Annotated in this window: 11 protein-coding genes; 2 read left to right on the top strand and 9 right to left on the bottom strand. The window is 48.3% G+C overall.

Features of this window, described 5'->3' with window-relative positions; genetic code table 11:
* Positions 1–321: 321 nt before the first annotated feature.
* The 8 genes from SK066_RS04720 to SK066_RS04685 form a co-directional block, all read right to left on the bottom strand.
* Complete coding sequence (locus tag SK066_RS04720; protein WP_320543839.1) at positions 322–2,877, bottom strand: DUF5682 family protein; 2,556 nt, start codon at positions 2,875–2,877, stop codon at positions 322–324.
* Positions 2,835–3,935: an AAA family ATPase gene (locus tag SK066_RS04715; protein WP_188776879.1), complete on the bottom strand. Its 1,101-nt coding sequence runs from the start codon at positions 3,933–3,935 to the stop codon at positions 2,835–2,837. The genes SK066_RS04720 and SK066_RS04715 overlap by 43 nt, the downstream gene beginning before the upstream one ends.
* On the bottom strand, positions 3,932–5,824 hold the full coding sequence (locus SK066_RS04710) for a hypothetical protein (RefSeq protein WP_320543838.1): 1,893 nt from the start codon (positions 5,822–5,824) through the stop codon (positions 3,932–3,934). The genes SK066_RS04715 and SK066_RS04710 overlap by 4 nt, the downstream gene beginning before the upstream one ends.
* Positions 5,825–6,024: 200 nt before the next feature.
* The gene (locus SK066_RS04705; RefSeq protein WP_320543837.1) at positions 6,025–7,488 is read right to left on the bottom strand and encodes an SWIM zinc finger family protein; all 1,464 of its coding nucleotides are present in this window, start codon (positions 7,486–7,488) and stop codon (positions 6,025–6,027) included.
* A 309-nt stretch (positions 7,489–7,797) separates the two neighbouring features.
* Positions 7,798–8,586, bottom strand: a complete 789-nt coding sequence (locus SK066_RS04700; RefSeq protein ID WP_320543836.1) for an SMI1/KNR4 family protein — start codon at positions 8,584–8,586, stop codon at positions 7,798–7,800.
* A gap of 400 nt (positions 8,587–8,986) precedes the next feature.
* The gene (aroD, locus tag SK066_RS04695; protein WP_320543835.1) at positions 8,987–9,760 is read right to left on the bottom strand and encodes a type I 3-dehydroquinate dehydratase; all 774 of its coding nucleotides are present in this window, start codon (positions 9,758–9,760) and stop codon (positions 8,987–8,989) included.
* Between the two features lie 593 nt (positions 9,761–10,353).
* Positions 10,354–15,132: a fibronectin type III domain-containing protein gene (locus SK066_RS04690; RefSeq protein ID WP_320544803.1), complete on the bottom strand. Its 4,779-nt coding sequence runs from the start codon at positions 15,130–15,132 to the stop codon at positions 10,354–10,356.
* A 210-nt stretch (positions 15,133–15,342) separates the two neighbouring features.
* The gene (locus tag SK066_RS04685) at positions 15,343–16,374 is read right to left on the bottom strand and encodes a potassium channel family protein (protein ID WP_320543834.1); all 1,032 of its coding nucleotides are present in this window, start codon (positions 16,372–16,374) and stop codon (positions 15,343–15,345) included.
* A gap of 197 nt (positions 16,375–16,571) precedes the next feature.
* Here SK066_RS04685 and SK066_RS04680 point away from each other — a divergent pair, with 197 nt between their 5' ends.
* Positions 16,572–17,183 (top strand): TVP38/TMEM64 family protein, encoded by a 612-nt coding sequence (locus tag SK066_RS04680; RefSeq protein ID WP_320543833.1) that lies wholly within the window; start codon positions 16,572–16,574, stop codon positions 17,181–17,183.
* A 134-nt stretch (positions 17,184–17,317) separates the two neighbouring features.
* Positions 17,318–17,935, top strand: a complete 618-nt coding sequence (locus SK066_RS04675; RefSeq protein WP_229685901.1) for a TVP38/TMEM64 family protein — start codon at positions 17,318–17,320, stop codon at positions 17,933–17,935.
* 172 nt (positions 17,936–18,107) lie between these two features.
* Here SK066_RS04675 and SK066_RS04670 read toward each other — a convergent pair whose 3' ends face one another.
* Complete coding sequence (locus SK066_RS04670) at positions 18,108–19,721, bottom strand: gamma-glutamyltransferase family protein (RefSeq protein WP_320543832.1); 1,614 nt, start codon at positions 19,719–19,721, stop codon at positions 18,108–18,110.
* Between the last annotated feature and the right edge of the window lie 29 nt (positions 19,722–19,750).

Here is a 19,750-nt window from a genome sequence, read left to right as displayed (position 1 = left end):
GCAGAATCCTGAGATGACTCTGATGGGAGTGATACAGGGGAATCCGGTGATGAGCTAGATTCGGTTGATGCGGACGATGCCTGTGTAGATATACGCTCGCCTGATGACCCAGCAACTGTTCCATCATCCTCCGATAATCGAGGCTGGATCAATTGACTCTCTACAGCTGCTGTATAACCGATTCGTTTCACGATGTGTTCAACTCCTTTCCGTTTAGCATTCGTAAGCAGTTATGCTTTAGGCGGATAAGCTTAGGCGTGCATCTATTCATAGCATTCACAATATATATTTACAAATGAGAACTCGTTGTGTTCATCTCACTTAAAAATCATCAAAATCAAACTCATTCAGATCATCCAGCATCTGCTCTTCTTTTTCCTCCAGCTCACCAGTCAATAGCTCTGCTACCTGTTCAGCATGAATGCCCCATACCTCACCAAGTAGCTCTGCCACCTGCGACTTTTCCGCAGCCGAGAATGTACTGAACGCACGACGCAAAAATACGAGCGCACGCATAAAGTGCTCATCTTCCAGTCCATCCATATAGTCGCTCAGCTGCTGCCATAAGCTCAGACGCGACAATAGCATATAGCGATTACGTCCGGACAGACCCTCAAACCAGCCCGCTCCCAGCTCTGCTGGTACACCCGGTGACAAACGACGTGCCATTTCCGAAGCGATATCCTGCTGATCAATCGCTGACCGCTCCATAAGCACCGCACACGCAAAGCCTGACAGACGCGCGTTGAGATCATCACGCCGCATCAGCTCGCCCAGCTCCTGTAGCCAGAGCGCTCCATCTACCTCTTCGTCATGCTCCTGACTGATCACATTTAGCTCATGAATCGCTCCCATCATCGATGTAGCAACCTCATCCTTACAATTGCAATTATCGGTCAAGAATAGACAGCCACGGAAAAAGAGCTGTTCCAGCAGCGGCACTAGCGGAGACGTATCCACACGCCGCACATCGCCATATCGGATCATACGGGATAACTCGCCTGCGGCGGCTGCGATCTGCAATACATCTCGATTATCAACAGCGAGCCGCTGTAGCACACGTCTTGCCGGCTCAAGCTGAGCGATCATACCGCATTGAATCGCAATCGCGATCAGCTTGGAGGCTTCTTCTAATGTGCTACATTCATCCAATCGCTGTTGAAAACGATAGCCTGCGGCAACCTCTACCGTCTCACCGAGCAGCGTTGATTCAATAACCTGAATTTCAACCTCCGGCGACCACTGTAATACCCATTGCTCTGCCCATGTCGCCTGCTCCTGACGTGTGACTGCTTTTTTAGCAAAGTCGATACCTAACAGACGCAAGCGATGCAGTAAAAAGGAACGGCGCAGATCAAGAAATGCAGACGCTTCCGAGCTAGCACGGCGATTTTCACGCAGATCAAGCGCAAGCTCTGCTGCGACCGCTGTTTTGTAGCGTGTAAGCTTTAATTGCTTGAGCAGCCGATTGAGGTCATCCTGAATCGGCGTTTGGCTCACTCCCTCTGCAAGCTGTCCGATCGATGTGCCTACATTCAGCCTCGCTAGCGGCTCAGCCACAACAGATAATTCACCCTGACCCAGCAATGTACGTGCAGCATCCTGTAGATCGCCCAGCACGGGCTGTGCTCCACCACGTAGCGATGCTAGCGATTGCGCCATACGTACAGCTTCGATGACCTCGGCAGTCGAGCGATAGGTGCCCATCTCGCGTAACTCACGAGCTACACCAGATAGATAATAATGCGGAAGCTCATGCAGTGCTTCCTTTTGCATCATGTTCCACATCAGCTCATAATAATGCGGGGCGTGATTCCCTGCACCATAACCAGATAATGAGGACAGGCGATAATAGGAATAGGGCATGAGCGTGAGACGAGTTGAGCGCTGGGGTAGCCGTTTCAGCTCATCATCACTCATCGGTGGTAGCTGTTCGCTAATTTGCAGCGCAGACGCATGATACGAGCCGCATACGACAACGATACGTGTAGGATCATGCCCTGCCTCTATCGTTTCCATAATCCGTCGCCGCATATACGCTTCTCTGACCGCATGATAAGCAAAGGCACGTTTGGCAAAGGGACGCTCATCCTCTTCTGACCATTGACGAAGCTCTGTTGAAAACAGCTCAATCGAGCTCGCATACGAATCCGCACCTAGCTGGTGCTCATAATAACGCTCCCAGTAGGAATCATAATCAGGCTCGCCAGACAGCTCGGCAATGCGTTCGTACATCGCATCCAGTGGATGCTCCGTATTATCACCTTGTACTTTATCGAGTCCTCCGTCCGGTTCTTCGGATCGATGCTGCTCTGTCTCGGTTGGCAACTTAGAAGGCTCGGTTTGCTCTCGATCGGCTGGATTCGTCAATTCTGCATCTGCTGTCACAGCATCAGCATCAGCATCAGCATCAGCATCAGCATCAGCATCAGCATCAGCATCCAAATTATCGGGATTTCCCAAGCTATTGTCACGTCGATCTCCATGCTCATATTGTTCATCCATAGCGATCATAATCGAGGAGGGTAGATCGATAAATTCCGCTTCAGCGCCATTTTTTGCTGCCCATTGCATAGCTTGATATTCTGGTGAATACGACGCGAGTGGCCACATTGCCGTGCGAACCGGTAGCTCATCGGTAAATGCGAGAATCGCTACCGGTGGCTTGGTGCCTTTTGCGACCAGATGCCGAATTTCGGAGGTCGCATCTGCTGGCCCTTCAATCAATACAGCCGTTGGACGTATACGATCTAGCGTTTGTAGTAGATGGTAAGCACCGCCCGGGGACAGATGGCGCACACCAAATACATGCACATCCGCTACCGTCGTCGTACTCACCCGTTCAGCTCCTTGCAGGCTTGATATAGCCCGCGCCATTCTGCACCGCGCTTTTTCATTACATGATCCAGATATTCCTGCCATACGACCCGATCCTTATCATCGTCCTTGACGATTGCCCCCTGTAGACCGGCTGCCAGATCCTCATCCGTCATCTCTCCACCGCCAAAGCTCGCTGCGAGCGACATACTGTTGGTCAGAAGCGAGATCGCCTCTGCCGTAGAAATCACACCTGCTGGCGATTTAACTTTATCCTTGCGATCCAGCGTCATACCCTGACGTAGCTCTCTGAAAATCGTAACGACTTTATGTAACGCATCATCTGTCGGCACCGCTGCCTGTAGCTCATAAGCAGAAGCAATCTCAGCGACCCGCTTCTTCACAATCTCCACCTCAGTATCCAGACTATCCGGTGCAGGCAATACGATAATGTTAAAACGACGCTTGAGTGCCGCCGACATCTCATTCACACCACGGTCACGCGTATTTGCGGTCGCAATGATGGAGAAGCCTTTACGTGCCTGCATTTCCTGACCAAGCTCCGGCACGGAGATCGTCTTTTCGGACAAAATCGAGATTAACGCATCCTGCACCTCTGACGCACAGCGCGAAATTTCTTCAAAGCGAGCGATGCCACCAGCTTCCATCGCACGCATAATTGGACTTTGCACGAGCGCCTGCTGGGTTGGGCCATTAGCCAGCAGCATTGCGTAGTTCCATGAATACCGCACATGCTCCTCACTTGTTCCCGCAGTTCCCTGCACGACCAGTCCAGAATGTCCATAGATCGCAGCCGTTAGATTTTCGGATAACCATGACTTGGCTGTACCCGGCTCGCCGATAAGTAATAGCGCACGATCCGTTACCAATGTCGCAATCGCCATTTCCACCAAACGGCGGTTCCCGATATATTTCGGTGTAATATCGACCTTGCCCGCTTTTCCTCCGGTAATAAAGGTGAGTACGGATTGGGGCGACATGCTCCAGCCGGGTGGCACATGTCCTTTATCTGCTTTTTTCAATGCCTCTAGCTCGTGTGCATATAGCTGCTCTGCCGGTTGTCTTAGTACCTGATTCCAAGCCTCCGTGTTGCTCATGCCTTCATCTCCTTCATTTGTTGAATGACTGCGCGTAGCTGTGAAGCTGCTGTATAACGGAATTTGCCTCTAATTTTCTCATCGCTATCTGGAATGAGCTGTTCCAAACGCTCAATATCTTCCGCTGGGAATTGACTGATCAGACGCATAATAAATGGATCGACCGTGTTACTTGCACTACCCTTTTTACTTTCCATCACATCCCAGAAAAGCTTCCGCAGTTCATTAGTGGACATGCCTAAACGATGCAATGCACGAAAATATAAACTTGCATCGCGATGAGTTAAATCACCACGTTCAATCAGTGCTGCCTTGAGCAGCTCCTCTACCTCTTGTACGCCCGGTCTTGCGAACGCTGCGACAAGCACCGTCTGATGATGAGCTAGCATAATATCTAACCAGCGCGGATCCCACTTTGCTTCCATTTCTTCCAGCGGTAAAAATGTATGAAACCACAGATCATAACGATGCGTCTCGCCATCACTGTATAGTAGTTCGACCTCGCTATCCTCGTGCTTCACCAATTGCTCTTCCATCCATTCAAAGATACGCGCGCTATTAGGCGTCGCATGTCTTCCTCCACGGTGACTAGCAGCACCAAGCCCCTGACTAAAATGCTCATAAAATTCCTGTGGTGAACGATGACGATGTACAGCGTTAGCTACACGGAGAATATAATGCGGATATACCTTTTCCAGTTGATAAAGCAACTCTACATCATCATTATTTCCACTATGTGCAAGCGTAGCAGCAGCCTCATCAAGCAAGGTGGTTTTATGATAACTATCCGCTCTCACCATACTTTGGAACGGCTTAGGATGCTTTACCATAAACCGATACATTTCCAGCAGTGCTTCTTGATCATGATGATTCCAGACGCGAAAATGCGCCGCTAATTCATTATTGTAATGCTGTACCGCTTCATCTTTCGGTGGGTGCGATGCTACTGCCTCCAGCGCTTCCCATGCCGCAGCATGTAGACGTTTTGCCAGTTCGGGCTGCATGTTTACGAGTAACGCATCTACGACTAGATCCAGATCACGACTTGCGTCGGAGAAATTAGTAAATAGTACCTCCTGTGCCTCAGGCGCACTGATCTGAGCGAGCGCAGTATACGCTACAGCACGCACTTCCTTCTTCTTATCCTTACTCCATTCCAGCAGATGAGGCAAATATTGCTCCAGTCCTGCCAATCCAGCAATCGCGGTAGCTTTCATATCGCCTTTGGTCGTTTCAGCCGTTTGAAAATAAAAGTCTGCATACTCCGCACCTGCAATCGCCTGAATCGCCTTCATTTTACGTACTTCCAGCTTGCCGCCCTGCGGGTCAAAGCCATCCATCAAATACGGCAAAACAGGCTTCCCATAACCCGGCAATATGCTGTTCATTGCTAACTCAGCAATATCCGAATACGGATCAGCCAGTGCGTCAACAGCAAGCGGTAGTAGGCGCACATCCTCAAAATATCTTTCCTTCCACGCATGCTTCACAATCTCATAGCGACCGCCACCTGTTGTCGTCAATGCCTGCTGCACGGGAGCAAGCTGACGATACGTCAATCGAGTGCGCAGTGTAATGTCCTCACTTGATAGAGGCTCTGCCTGCTCCGATGTACTCGCTGCACTGCCCTGTGTACGCAGTACAGATAACACGAGCAGGGTAAGGCGCTGTAATTGCGTCGCGGAGTCCTCACCTTCTGACGTAGAGGAGCCTGCCAGTAATGTCGCCACTCCATCACCGATTCGCTTAAATACAGGTGAACGTTCACCCAACTGCTGTAATCTAGGCAGCAGCCGATTCAATCTAAAATCATCCTTTGCTAGATCGCTGCCTGCTATATATAAACGTCGAGTCTCCTGATACACCTCTTGAAGTAATGCTGTACTCATAGCCTTTCCTCCTTGTGCATTCCGTATCCTTAGTATCGTACTCATCTATTGGTATTCAACATGTCGATCAATGAACAGCCTGATCAAATTTGAAATGGAAGGGTCATGCGGTCATGCATGCTCTAGCCTAATCCTGTTGATTCTCCTACTCACAATCGATTATGGGAAAATCAGCTTCACAACCGCTCAAGCCAAATGGTTCAGTACAGCAGGCGAATGACCTCCTGCTCGCCAATCATCGATAAGGGCTGAAAGAGTAGCTGTCCCGTATCCACATGATGCTGGAATACACCTAGCCAAACGGCATCGTGCAATCCATCCTGCGCGATATAAGGTAAGAGCGCGGTGGTGCCTGGTATCGGAAAGCTATGATCCTGCACATTCCCAAGCAGTAATTGCTGATCCTGCTCATCTGTAATATATAGCTCGCCATTGTTTCCCTTATACGTTGACTTCACATGCAGCAGCATGGCAGGATGTGCATCGGCGAGTGGATTCTTCAATTGATTCTTCACCGTTTTGATGGCATCGGCATAGCTACGCTTGGCCTGCTGACGAACGCGTGCAAGCAGGTCTGCATGTAGACTATTCGGAATTTCACCTTCCCAGCGAATACGCGGATTCAGATCACCTGGATAACGATACCATTCGTTCACTTGCACACTACCGGTGTAGCTGTCCTCTTCACGCAAATGCTTCACTGCACGATAAGGACGATAATTGAACGTACGCCAGATCGTATCCTTATCCGGCTCCATCCAGTAGCCCAGATCAACAAATTCCTGTCGTCCAGCATCGTCATAACTTACAAAAGCAAGCTGTACCAGCTCCGCAGCTTCCTGCTTCAAGCCGTACTGCTCCAGCTCAGCTAGCTGCCATGTATGTCCGAGCCATTCCTCGATAGGTGAATCGGTATCGAGCGCTAGCTCCGGGTCTTCCAAACGTGCTTGCAAATGAGCACGCCCCTTTTGCACAAGGGCTTGAATACGACTCAGCTGTTCTACTTCAGCCGTATAGCGCTGTTCTGGATCGGATTTATCTGCTAGCAGTAGAGATAGACGACGAAGTTCATTTTGCGCACCAGACAAATAATAGTTGCCCATCTGCTTTACATGATCATTAATATTTTTGATGACCTGCTTATCTGCTGTACCCAGACCGCTTCGTACAAGCGATAACGTTAACTTTTCCAATAAATCGAGTCCGTCCAGCTGCGCTTGAATTTTCTTTTTCAGCGCATTTTTACTGGCGGTTTTTTTACGTGCTGATTCGGCTGGTGTGGATGCCGATTGCTCGCGTTCTTCCTTTTTCTCTTCACGCTTTTCTAACTTTTCACGCTTACTCGCGATATCCTCAGGAATTGGCGCCTCATTAAAGGTCTCTCCTGCCGCATACGCATACATAATCGCCAGCGCGTGCTTACATGGAAACTGGCGACTTGGACAGGTGCAACGAGATACAGGCTTATCCTGCTGAATAAAATCGACGGAGCATTGATAATTACTTTTTCCGCTACCCGCACATTCGCCAAAAATTAACGTATCATCGGCTGTACGATAGAGCGCTACCAATTTCTTTTTTTGTAATAAGCCTCGACCATTTTTCGCCGCTGCTGCATTAGGAGCAAGACTGTCTATGTATTGATCATCAATCGTAATTGCCATCAGATGAAGCCTCCTTTGTGTATATACAGATGAGGCTGCGGACGAATTAATCATACATCAGGCTAAGTATAGGTTCGTGCTGTTCATTAGGTCTAAAGCCAGAATATGATCATCCGACTACAGCATGTGTAACAGGGTCTACAGGACACATACGGCATATCCAGCATAAGATGTATAGGACAGATGGAAAGCAAACGACGCAGAAGGAAGCAAAACGATAAGATGACCTCCTTCTCATTCGTGTATCTGCTCATTCACAACGTAATATACATTCATTATAGAACATTTGTTCTTATTTTTAAAGTCTAATTATTCGATTCCTGCGGCATGGAGCTGCTGACGAAGTTGATCTAGGAATGTACCGTTTGCTGCATCAACTGGAGATGGCTCGTAAAATAAGGCAACTTCATTTCCATGCGCATAGTTAAAGCGAACATAACCCTCTAGCGCTCGATAAAATAATTTGCCCGTATACGGCGTCTGGATGTTCAAGTCAGGCACATACTGCTCAGCAAGCTTCGCTGCAATCTTGCGCAAATAGGCCTGCTTGCCTTCTAGCGTATTGGCAAATTCAATCGCAGATGCATCCTGCTCCATGACATGCTCACTACGTAGCATCAAAAATTCATGCTGCTGTCGTCCATTCCACGGCTCAAAATAGGCTTTATGAGCAGCTGAATCATAAGCGTCTCCATATAACCGCCGTAGCTCCTGCTTCATAAAATCCTCCCACGGCAACTGCTGCCACGATACAGCCGTAATCTGCTCGGAGTGACGCGGTAGCCAGAACCCTCCTTCCACATCACGATGTAGTGCCAGCATGTCCCCGTCAATTGTGCTGCCGATGACGATACATTCAGTCAGCTGACTTGCTGTAATCGGACTCTCCTGCTCATACTCCCATAGCCCATATTCCGCAAATTCTTTTAACCGTTCGGCATCAGGCATCTCTATATGCCATAGATTAGTATACGTTCCCTGACCATATCCCAATAAAAATTCACGATACGACTGCGGCAACTTCACATTATACTGCTGCTCCCATGCGTCTAGCTCTTCTACTATACACACCTGCTTGTACGAAGACACAATATACATGATTCACCTTCCTTTCTCAGCTGGAACCATTGAATGACACTTGTTGAATGATAAGAGCAATCTCATCTCCTTATGACGTTAATTCAAGACATTCAGATGTTAATTTGAGGCGTTCCAACGTTAATTTTAAACTTTGATTCGAGATTTTAACTTGAGGTTTTAATTCAAAGCGTGACTTGAAACTTTGACTTGAGACCTTCATTTGAGCTAGAGTCGTGCTGGTTTATTTGTATTATACATGCCGAAATAAGGAAAATCCTCCACAGTATAGGTGTGGAGGATATAAGACATGTATAGTATGGAGGATACGAGGCATGATATTACAGGAAAGCTATGACGATTCTGATTCCTGTTGTGAGGGCTTTGATTGGTACATATGACTATCCATAGCCTTGTTACATCACAGCTGATTATGCAATAAATTCAGCACATTGCGTAGCTCGGATACCGGGATTTGACCGGGAGCGGATGCGCGCTTTGCTGCCCCAAATGTAAGGGCGGAACCGAACAATTCACCAGCCAATCGGCTGATTACGCCCTGCCCTGCCATCGACATCGTAATCAGCGGACGTTTCGCGTACTGCTCCTTCATCGTATAGGTCGCATCCATCAGAGCGAGTACATCCGCAGGCGATTGAGGCATCGCAGCTAGCTTTAACAGATCGCCACCCAGCTCCTGTGCTTGGCGTAAACGTGCAATAATCTCCTCTTTAGGTGGTGTAGCTACAAAATCATGATTTGAAATAATTACCGGTACGTGATGCTGATGTGCTTTGTCTACAATGGCGCGCACATGCTCATCGCCGATGAAGAGCTCCACATCAATCATATCCACCTGACCGGAAGCAGCCAGCGATTGATTGAGCTGCACATATTCATCTATCGCCATATCCGTTTCGCCGCCTTCCTGCTTCGTACGGAAGGTGAAAATCAACGGCACAGATGGCAAATAGGCACGAATCTCCAGTAATGCTGCACGCACACGCTCAATATGATGAACATGCTCAAAAAAGTCAACGCGCCATTCCACTACATCCAGATCAGCCGTTTGTAAAAAGCGTGCTTCCTCCTGCAATTGCTCGGTCGTCCGGCCAACCAGCGGTACACACACTTTAGGCGCGCCTTCGCCGATGACAACGTGTTTTACGATAACAGGCTTGAATTCGTTCGTCATGGGACAAGCTCCTTTTCAACAATGATTTGCAAATGAGTTCAGGCAGACCTGATCGGCTGCTTGCTTCAACAACGAATAGGACGGAGCGAGCAAGACGTTACCCTATGCTTGCGCATGATGAATACATAGCGCAGCTAGTCGCATGTAATAATGCGAATAGTAAGGAGACAGACAATCAACTATGTAAAGGAAAAGCAGGTGTCGCCTATACTTGTTCACTGGACAGGGGCCTGGCTCATGCTTGTTGAACCTAGTATACCCGTTATTCAGCTGGTTGAGAATGGCAACACCTGCGAGTCATATACAAAATCCCCACATCCCTTTACTAATTCAGAGCCACAATCTCCCATATCTAATATGGAAGATTGCGTTTCTCAGGATCAGCAAGGAATCGGGGATCGCTTTAGAAGCCTTATTATGTGTATGACTGCATAACGGTCATATGCAATGTATTGAAAATATATCTCTTATGCGTTTATTTCTATTTGCTTATTGTATAGGAGCTGATTTTTTACGCATATTCAGCGTATTCATACCTCGTTGTTTATTACATAATCATAGCGTTAGTTCTATTTCCGTCTAGAAATAACGATTTAGGAACGGCTATGAAGCAATCCATTCATCGAACGATATAGCATCAATGCCGCTTCTGCACGATTGAGCGACTTACGTGGCTGGAATGTGCCTGTCGGATAGCCTTGCAGTAAATGTGCCGCTGTAAGCTGCTGAACCGGAATCATTGCCCAATCCGCAATATGCTCGCTATCTGTATAATCATCGGCTACTGTCGTAGCTAGTAGAACGGATGAGGCAGCAGACTCTACTTCACCAGATGCTCCTACCGTTTGCAACGCATGTGCCAGGATTTTGGCAGCCTGTTCGCGAGTGATAATCTGATCCGGGGCGAATTGAGTCTTACTCACTCCGCTAATCCAGCCATTCGCATAAGCAATAGCTAGCTCTGGTACATACCAGTCCTGAGCATGTACATCACGGAAAGGTAGCGATGCCACTTCATTATGAGCTTCGGCTTTCATTTGATCAGCAGAATAAACTAACCGCACGAGCATCGACATGAACTCTGACCGTGTAACACCCAGCTCCGGTGCGAAGGTCGTTGATGTTTTCCCTTTTAAAATACCGAGCGCTGCCAATTGATCAATTTCAAATTGAGCAAAATGGTTACGCGTATCCGTAAAATCGCTACGAACGGGTGAAGCCTCTGCAAAATCAATCGTTCCTGTCGTTTCCGCTGGCTCGGTATCCACATTTTGCTTATACATATCGACTACAACATCTGCCTTGTTGTCTAAATTACTATGATCTGAAGTTAATGAGCCAGCGTTATGTGGAGATACAAGTCCAAGCTGTCCGGGAATCTGTCCATCCCGACTGGTGTGTATGCGAACCGGAACAGGCGCCGAGCGATCACCAGCTTCATTTTCGCTCCATACAAGGAATGTATAATTCGTATCTGCACGAAGTGATTGAATCTCCCATTGTCTCTGCTTGCCCTTGAACAATAGCTTACCTGTGGCTGACGATATCGCATACTGCTCTGCGCCATCCTTCGCTGTCAGTGTGATCGTCGCACGATGCCGACTATCCGATGTTGAAAGGGTAAAGCTCGGATCAGGGCGAGTGACGAATACGGGCACGGGATAGCTACGACTTTCGCCGCCGTTATTGGCAGCTCGAAGCGTATAGTTGGTATACCGAGTTGCACTATCTAAACCAGTCAACAGCGCATATGTGCTGCCGCTTACTGTAGCTACCTTCCCCCCATCCGGTGCATACAGATGATATTCATCAGCACCAGGAATTGTATCCCAGTGAATCAATACATCCTCTACACCGCGCTGTCCAATCTGCACAAGCTGCTCGGGGAGGATATCTCCTGCGTCCGGTATTGCACGATAATCCACTGTGATAGCTTGACCACGTCCACTATCATTTACAGGTGTGATCGTCGTGCGTGCCCATTCACCCGGCTGTAGCTTTACATGATAGCCTGGCTGACTAACGATGCCCTGAAGCTTACCTGTCATATCACTGATCTCATAATAGCTCGCACCCTGAACAGGCTGCCAATCGAGTACAATTTGACCAGCTTCGTTAGACTTCACACGGGCACCCTCTACAGCAGGTGGTAAGGTGATGGTTTGTAACGATACCGCTTTAGAATAACCAGCATCATTGCCTGCCTGTACATGGAATCTATATGCATTGCCTGCCTGCAAGCCTGTAATCGCAAATGTTCCGTTGGAACTATGATACGTCTGCTGATTGAGCTGCAAACGGTAGCTATTCGCACCGCGGACAGGCTCCATATGCACATTGAAGCCGTGTTCCGTCTGATCTGTGATACGAATTCCGTCTGGTATAGCAGGTCGTGTAGTAGCTGTGAGTATCGCCGCCGTACCTGTACCACTAGCATTGATTGCCTCGACTGTGTAGGTATATACTTTGCCAGGATCAAGCTCGCGATACGTATACGTTGTGTCTGTTACGGTATCGCTATAGCGTCCATCTACATATAATCGATATCCAGTTGCACCGCGTGTAGGTTGCCATTGTAGCGTTTGGCTTGTATCCGATGCTTCGCTGGAATGGAGTGCTTCGACGCGACCCGGTAACGTCCATACGCCTGGTAAATACGTAAAATAGCCAAATCCCGTCGTATTCGCCAGTGCTAGCTCATAGTTGAATAAGGTGCCAGAAGGCAGCTCTATATCTCGATATTGCTCCAGCTCACCTGACAGATACGTATTGTTGCTGACCGATTGTCCATTGCGCTGCAAGTCTGCATATACCGCTCCAGTCACCGTTGTCCATTTTAATTCAATCTCATGTTCATAAGCGGCTACTCTATCGAATCCAAATGGCGCCGCTGGCAAGGATAGGTAGCTTGCATGCTTCGCCATGCCTTCTCCACCTGCATTCACAGCCGTTACCGCCACATCATAGAGCGTGTTTGGCGCGAGAGGCCCTACACTGGCATAAGTAGTACCCGTTACCGTCTGTTGTGCGGTAATTGTCCCCGTCGTCCTATCTGTAAATGTAATATGATATGCATCCGCAGATGCTACCGACTGAATATTCACCTGCGCGCGTGTAAAGTCTTTTCCTTGCAGACTGACACTGACCTGCTCCGGTAAATCTGGACGTGTATACAATACGGTCGGCTCTGACCAGTCGCTTGTCCCTGTATGGTTGAGCGCACGAATACGATAGCTTTGCCTTGTGCCTGGTGTTAATTCGGACTCGATATAGCTAGCTGTTGGATATTCCAGCTCCTGTCGCTGACCTGTCGTTTCATTGACCAGCTCATATCGAAGTCCATCTGTCCAGCCCATAGCTGGTTGTTGCCACTCCAGCTCGATCTGCTTGCTGCTAAGAGTGCGTCCGTTTAATAGTGGCGTAGTCGGCATTTGCTGCAAACGTATATGATCGGTACTCATCGTCACGTTATTGCCCATTCGATCCGATGCCTGCACGGTCAAATACCATTCGCCCTCCTCTGTAATCGGGACGGTAAATGAGCTTGACGATGACGTATGCCATTCTCGCTCCTCATCGTCGATATTCTTATTTTGACTCCACGAATATCGAATGCGATCCGGATCAATACCTGACTGCGTATCGCTTATATTCACCTTTACCTCAGCAGGCTCTGCCGACCACTCTCTCCTGCCCGGTGTAAACAAAATCTCCGGCGCTTGCCGATCAATATTACTCACCGTGTAGGTCGTTTGCGTAGAATTACCAAATGAATCCTCCGCAGAAAAGGTGTAGCTACCATTCGTTGTAGCTGTAAAAGAAGCGGCTGAACCGGACACGATGCGATCCGGTGTGCTCACCTGACGAACCCATGTTGTCGCATCATCCGCCACTGCACGCAGCTCCACATTGCCTGTCGTCCAGCCAGATACAGAAGGCGTGACCGTTAATACAGGCTGATCTTCATCTACAATCGGAAGATGGACAGCAGGCGATACATTTCCTTGCTGATCCACAGCGGCAATATGAACATAAGAGCGTATAGACGGCATCGCGGTTGACCAACGATTTGCTGTCGTTGTGACTTGACCTGAGGGCTGTGTCGTTGGATTCGTATCGACAACTACCGAATAGCCTTTGATGCCAGAAGTAACGGTAATCGTCTGTGCTGTAGACAGTACTGTAGCACTTTCATTGCGAGGATAGCCTTTCAGTTGATAGCTATACGTGGTGCCGATATCAGACACCATATTCCATGACAGCTCCAGCTGGCGAGTCTGCTTATTGGGTGTGGCAGCTATATGCTCCGGTACTTGCGGTGCAGCCCGGTCTACAGCTCCAGTATCCTCATAATCGGACAAATATCCTTTATACAGCGATTGACCATCTCGATACAATTCAACTAGCTGTGCATAGCCAAATTTAAACTCATCCAGATATACCGTGCCTGGTGCGACTGTATCAAAGATCGCATCCATTCCCCGTGTCTCATACTCCATGTCGGTATCGGTCGAGACGATAACGTTCGTACTGTACGTTTTCCAGCCTTCGTTAGCAATCAGCGAGCGCCCGATAAAGGCATTATCCTCCCAGTACATCGATACAACATCATCTCCTGCGGCAAAGCTGGAACGAAACGGTAGATTCGGGTATAAATATACTCGTTTGTTCGCAACATCCACCCGCTGAATGTAGGTCGCTCCAATGCCATAATTCGTCGAGGAGCGATCTGCCAGCGTCATTAATGAATTTTGAGACTGCCGTCTAAGAAACTCTTTATTCAGCTCGTCAATACGATCCACCGTAAACGACGTATCTCCTGCTCGTACAGGTGCAGTAAAGTGAATCGGTGTTTTGATATCGGGATAATACTGTGGAAAATGATTCAATGGATAGGTACTTTTACCCGGGCCGCCTGCCATAAAGGGTTGAATCCATCCATTCGTCCCCAGCGCCTTCGCCTTAAAGGTGATTGATAGCGGTGTTCCGCGCGGAATGCCGTATTTTCTTCCCAGATACACACGCGAGCTATCTGCCGAGGTAGAAGGATACCAGTAGGCATTTCCTTTGCCCAGCGTATCCGCTACCTTGAGCGAATAGTTGCCGCTGAATTTATCCTCACTCGTCTGACTTTGCCCGCCTGCTGTACCACTCCCACCAGCCTTCACGTCAAATTCATTCTGATTCTCAAATCCAGACTGTGTGATCACATCGGCATCTGCCATCGTTGCTGACCATTCCAGCTTCACATGATCGCCTGTACGATACGTTGCTGTGAATTGGGGTGCAGTTGATGCCAGTGCGGATGATAAGGGCAGTAGGCCGGATATCATACTTATGCTAAGCGTCGTCGCTATCATTTTATTGATCATATGCTTCAATCGTTCTCCTCCTTATTCCTCAACCTGCTCACTCCCCGACTGTAGTGGAACGCAAAAAAGCACCCCGCAAAAAAGACATATCGTCCTTTTGCGAGGTGCTTCCTCACGAAGTATTGATTTCCTAAAGTATACTTGCTTCAACGTTATTCGTAAATAGCTAAAATAATAAAATTGCTCTTACTCGATGTTTCTGATCTGATATTATTGCAGCTCATTCGCGTAATTTACCTTAATTCTCAAATGGGTCGCATCATCGCAAAGCACGAATAGCTTCGCCTCTGCTGGAATCGGCCGATCCAGCTTGCGGTTAATCGTCATATCGTTACGGTCACTAATGAGCGTAGCTCCTTCCGCCAGTAGCGCATGAAAGGCATCTCCATACGTATGCCACTGCGGACGCACCTCCACCTGAAACAGATCCTCTCCATAGCGACGATTCAGTAGCTGATTAATAATATCATTGTTGCCCTCATGCAGAGCTGATCGTACGGCGAGCCGTGAGATCGCATCATGGGATAACACAAATTCATTAATATGCACATGGCGGAAGTTTTGAATATGATTTTCCAGCATGATTTCAACGGTTGTATGTACTTGTGGAGCGGTGCGTTCAATGCTGGAAGCAACAAGCAGCGATTTTCCATCTACAAGTGAAGCATCATCAATCCGTGAATCTGCGAAAATAATCGCCGACTGTGCGGTGGCAATGCTTGCCTGAAGCAATGTTTCTTCTCTGGTCGGATCGCCCTTCACATAATGCACCTGTGGATGATCATACGGATGCTTCTCCAGCTGATCGATAATCAAAATATCCAGCTTTGGATTACTGGAAAATAGCTCATCGATCGCATAATGTGCTTTTTTGCTCCAGTTAATGATAATGATATGCCCCTGACCACTATAACTCAATTTGCCCGCATCCCTTCTGCGATTATATTCACCCATCGAATCGATAATTTTACCGATAATCAAGCTCAGTAAGCCAATTCCGAAAATATACAGAAAAATGGTAAATAGCTTCCCCGGTATACTTTCCATAAAATAATCGCCATAGCCCACAGTAGCCATCGTCGTTAGCACCCAGTAGAGCGCATTGAACCAGTGTCCAAATGTATTCGGCTCTAATGCATAAGCAATACCAGAGCTAAGCATAATGAATAGCAACGCTGTAAAGGCAAGCACAGACTTGCGCATCCTTATTAGCCGACGCGACAACTGAATAATAATATGCATGTTCAATCATTCCTTTTGTATATTGTCCATTGCCTGTTGCTGTTATCGCAGTCCAACCGTCCCTCACTCAAATTGCCTCAAGTTCGCCCATTCTCTATCGTCTCGGCAAACGTCAAATCAGCTATAATAAGAGCAATTGTACACGATATCCCCCTATGGCAGAAGCCAGAATGCTGAATGAAGGAGTACAGAAAAGAATGGAGCTTTCAATATCGGAATGGCTATCTTATATTAACGAGGACAATTTAAAACGGTGGATGAATGATTATCGGTCACTCGGGCCGCTGATTAGTATATTGATTCCGTTTCTTAAATCATTTATTCCCCCGATGCCTACTATTGTAGTGCTCGGTGTGAATGCTGCTGTATATGGGCTATGGTTAGGCTTTTTGTATTCGTACATCGGCATTATTACAGGTTCTCTGGTCGCTTTTCTGATCATACGCAAGCTATCCGAGCATCATCTGCTTCAACGCATTGTGAATAAGCCGCGAGTCGAGCGCACTCGCCATTGGATCAGAGAGCATGGATTTACGTACGTATTTCTGCTCAGTCTGTTTCCAGTCGGGCCATTTACGATGCTCAATATAGCGGCTGGGCTGAGTGGCATTCGGTTCCGCTCGTTTTTGATCGCGATATTGTTCGGACGCGGCTTGATGGTGTTCGCTGTTTCATTTATCGGTGCCGATCTGGAGCTATACTGGGAAAAGCCGTGGTATATCGCATTAGTGGTACTCTTTATCGTCGTTTGCCTGATCATTAGCCGCAAAATCGAAGCCTTTTTCAGTGAAAAGGAGCAGACTCTATGAGCTGCTCCTTTTCATTTGGTTAGCATCATCACAGCTTATGCTAGTCATCTCTTTTATTTCGATGCTTCCTTCTGCTATCGTGTTCGTCCTGAACGGGTAATAGGGCTATATATTATGAAAAGGAGAACGCCGCAATGGATATGAACCTACTCGCAACGTTAACACCGACAGCAGAGATCAACATGGCAGACTGGGTGGAGCAATATCGTTCCTTCGGGCCGCTTATCAGTATTGCCATGGCATTTCTATTGTCATTCATTCCACCATTGCCCACCCTTGCCGTCATCGGTGTGAATGCCGCTGCCAACGGGCTATGGTACGGCTTCATCTTTTCCTGGATCGGTGTCATGCTCGGCATTGTAACCGTATTTGTGCTTGTACGTAAGCTATCGCACTGGTCATTCATTCAGCGTATTGCTGAACGTAAAAGTATGCGTAAAAGTCTGGGGTGGATCGAAAAGAATGGCTTCTGGTACTTATTTTTATTCAGTCTGCTGCCGTTTGGTCCCTTCACCGTGATGCATGCTGCCGCTGGCTTGAGCGGAATCTCGCTACGTTCGTTTCTCATCGCTTCCGCAACCGGACGCGCGGTGATGATCTTTGCCGTTTCGTATATCGGCTCGGATCTGGACAGCTATATCGAGCATCCATGGCTTCTATTACCGGTTGTCTGCTTCCTTGGTGCTGGACTATGGCTGGCCAAACAGCTGGATAGCTGGATGAGCAAGCATGGAGAAGGCGCTACGTCCTGACTGTGCTTGCTTTGAGCTTGGTTTGTACTGAATCATACAGAAGCCTTTATAAATTTCGTGACTAGAAAATAGTAATCCTTCCTCGATTTCCATCGAAGCTGTTCTTATTTAAACGGATCAACATGTATGAAAATTAGCGTATTCTCTATCCTATTCCTATACAGCTCTCCTGCTACCATGCAGCGATAGCGCCATCTGTACGTGATTCGGTGCCGCCAATCAACACGCCATTTTGTTCATCCCGTATAATGATCTGTCCACGTCCGAATCCACCCGAGTTATTGGCGCGTCGAATGATATGACCTTTACGCATCAAGCTTTGAGCGAGATGGTCGGGGAAGGATGGCTCTACCTCGATCGTCTTGCCCTCCAGCCATTGCCAGCGCGGCGCATCCAGTGCCGCCTGCGGATTCAATCCAAAATCGATCATATTCATCACAACCTGCACATGTCCCTGTGGCTGCATAAAGCCACCCATGACGCCAAAGGGACCGACGGCGCGACTGTGTCGAGTCAAAAAGCCTGGAATAATCGTATGGTATGTCTTCTTGCCCGGCTCCAGTCGATTATCATGTGCCGCATCCAGCGAGAAGGAATGTCCTCGATTTTGCATACTGATACCTGTACCTGGAATTACGATCCCGGAACCAAAGCCCATATAGTTGCTCTGAATGTACGACACCATATTGCCTTCATTATCCGCTGTTGCCAGATAGACTGTGCCACCGGCAGACGGCTTGCCTGGCTCTGGCTGTAGTGCTTCTTCACCGATCAGCGAGCGCCGCTCTTGCGCATACGACTCGGATAGCAGATCGGCGGCAAGCACGGTCATTTTATCCTCCTGCGTGATGTATTTCAGTCCATCGGTAAAAGCGAGTTTCATCGCTTCCCATTGCCGATGATGCGTCTGCACCGTATCCCGCTCGGCGAACGAATAGCCTTTTAATATATTCAGCGCCATCAGTGCGATCAAGCCTTGCCCTGCTGGTGGAATCTCCCAGACCTCATAGCCTTTATACTCAACCGAGATCGGCTTTACCCATTCAGGTTGAAAGGCAGCCAGGTCTTCTTTTCGTAAATAGCCCCCATATTGTCGGGAATGAGCATCGATCTGCTCTGCCAGCTCGCCCGTATAAAAAGAAGCCGCCCCACTCTCGGCAATACTTCGCAGCGTCGCAGCATGTCCAGGCGAACGCCATAATTCTCCAATATGCGGTGCTCGTCCATCTGGAGCAAAGGTATCAAACCAGCCCTGATAAGCTTCATCCTGCAACGTCTCCTTGAATCGCTTGAATGTCAGCTCCCAATAATAGCCCAGCGTTGGCGAGATCGGAAAGCCATGCTCTGCATAATGAATCGCAGGCGCCAGCACCTCTGTCAGCGGCAAACGTCCGAATCGACGGGATAGCTCGTTCCAGGCGGCTGGCGTACCGGGTACAGTCACAGGTGTCCAGCCATACGTAGGCATCTGCTGATGACCTGCTGCCTGAACAGCTTCAACGGAGATCGATTGTGGAGCTGGCCCATTCGCATTCAGACCGTGCAGCTCATCCTTCATCCATACCAGTGCGAACGCATCACCGCCAATGCCATTGGACGTTGGTTCTACGACCGTTAGACATGCAGCCGTAGCAATCGCTGCATCGACAGCATTGCCACCTTTTTTCAAAATATCAAGACCTGCCTGCGCCGCCAGCGGTTGCGAAGTCGCTACCATACCATGCTTTGCGTATACCGCATTGCGTTGAGAAGGATAAGGATAATACAGGGGATCAAAAATTGTCATATCGTCGCCTCCAGTTGCGATTATTGTGA

The sequence above is a fragment of the Paenibacillus hunanensis genome, from assembly GCF_034055775.1.
Classification (GTDB): Bacteria; Bacillota; Bacilli; order Paenibacillales; family Paenibacillaceae; genus Saccharibacillus; species Saccharibacillus hunanensis.
The sequence above is the reverse complement of the archived record's forward strand: the minus strand, read 5'-3'. Positions and strand labels throughout refer to the sequence as shown.

Excerpts from the sequence above, each read along its gene's own strand:
- SK066_RS04685 (WP_320543834.1), bottom strand. The coding sequence starts at position 16,374 with ATGCATATTATTATTCAGTTGTCGCGTCGGCTAATAAGGATGCGCAAG.
- SK066_RS04715 (WP_188776879.1), bottom strand. The coding sequence starts at position 3,935 with ATGAGCAACACGGAGGCTTGGAATCAGGTACTAAGACAACCGGCAGAG.
- SK066_RS04710 (WP_320543838.1), bottom strand. The coding sequence starts at position 5,824 with ATGAGTACAGCATTACTTCAAGAGGTGTATCAGGAGACTCGACGTTTA.
- aroD (WP_320543835.1), bottom strand. The coding sequence starts at position 9,760 with ATGACGAACGAATTCAAGCCTGTTATCGTAAAACACGTTGTCATCGGC.
- SK066_RS04670 (WP_320543832.1), bottom strand. The coding sequence starts at position 19,721 with ATGACAATTTTTGATCCCCTGTATTATCCTTATCCTTCTCAACGCAAT.
- SK066_RS04675 (WP_229685901.1), top strand. The coding sequence starts at position 17,318 with ATGGATATGAACCTACTCGCAACGTTAACACCGACAGCAGAGATCAAC.
- SK066_RS04680 (WP_320543833.1), top strand. The coding sequence starts at position 16,572 with ATGGAGCTTTCAATATCGGAATGGCTATCTTATATTAACGAGGACAAT.
- SK066_RS04690 (WP_320544803.1), bottom strand. The coding sequence starts at position 15,132 with ATGATCAATAAAATGATAGCGACGACGCTTAGCATAAGTATGATATCC.
- SK066_RS04720 (WP_320543839.1), bottom strand. The coding sequence starts at position 2,877 with ATGGCGCGGGCTATATCAAGCCTGCAAGGAGCTGAACGGGTGAGTACG.
- SK066_RS04705 (WP_320543837.1), bottom strand. The coding sequence starts at position 7,488 with ATGGCAATTACGATTGATGATCAATACATAGACAGTCTTGCTCCTAAT.
- SK066_RS04700 (WP_320543836.1), bottom strand. The coding sequence starts at position 8,586 with ATGTATATTGTGTCTTCGTACAAGCAGGTGTGTATAGTAGAAGAGCTA.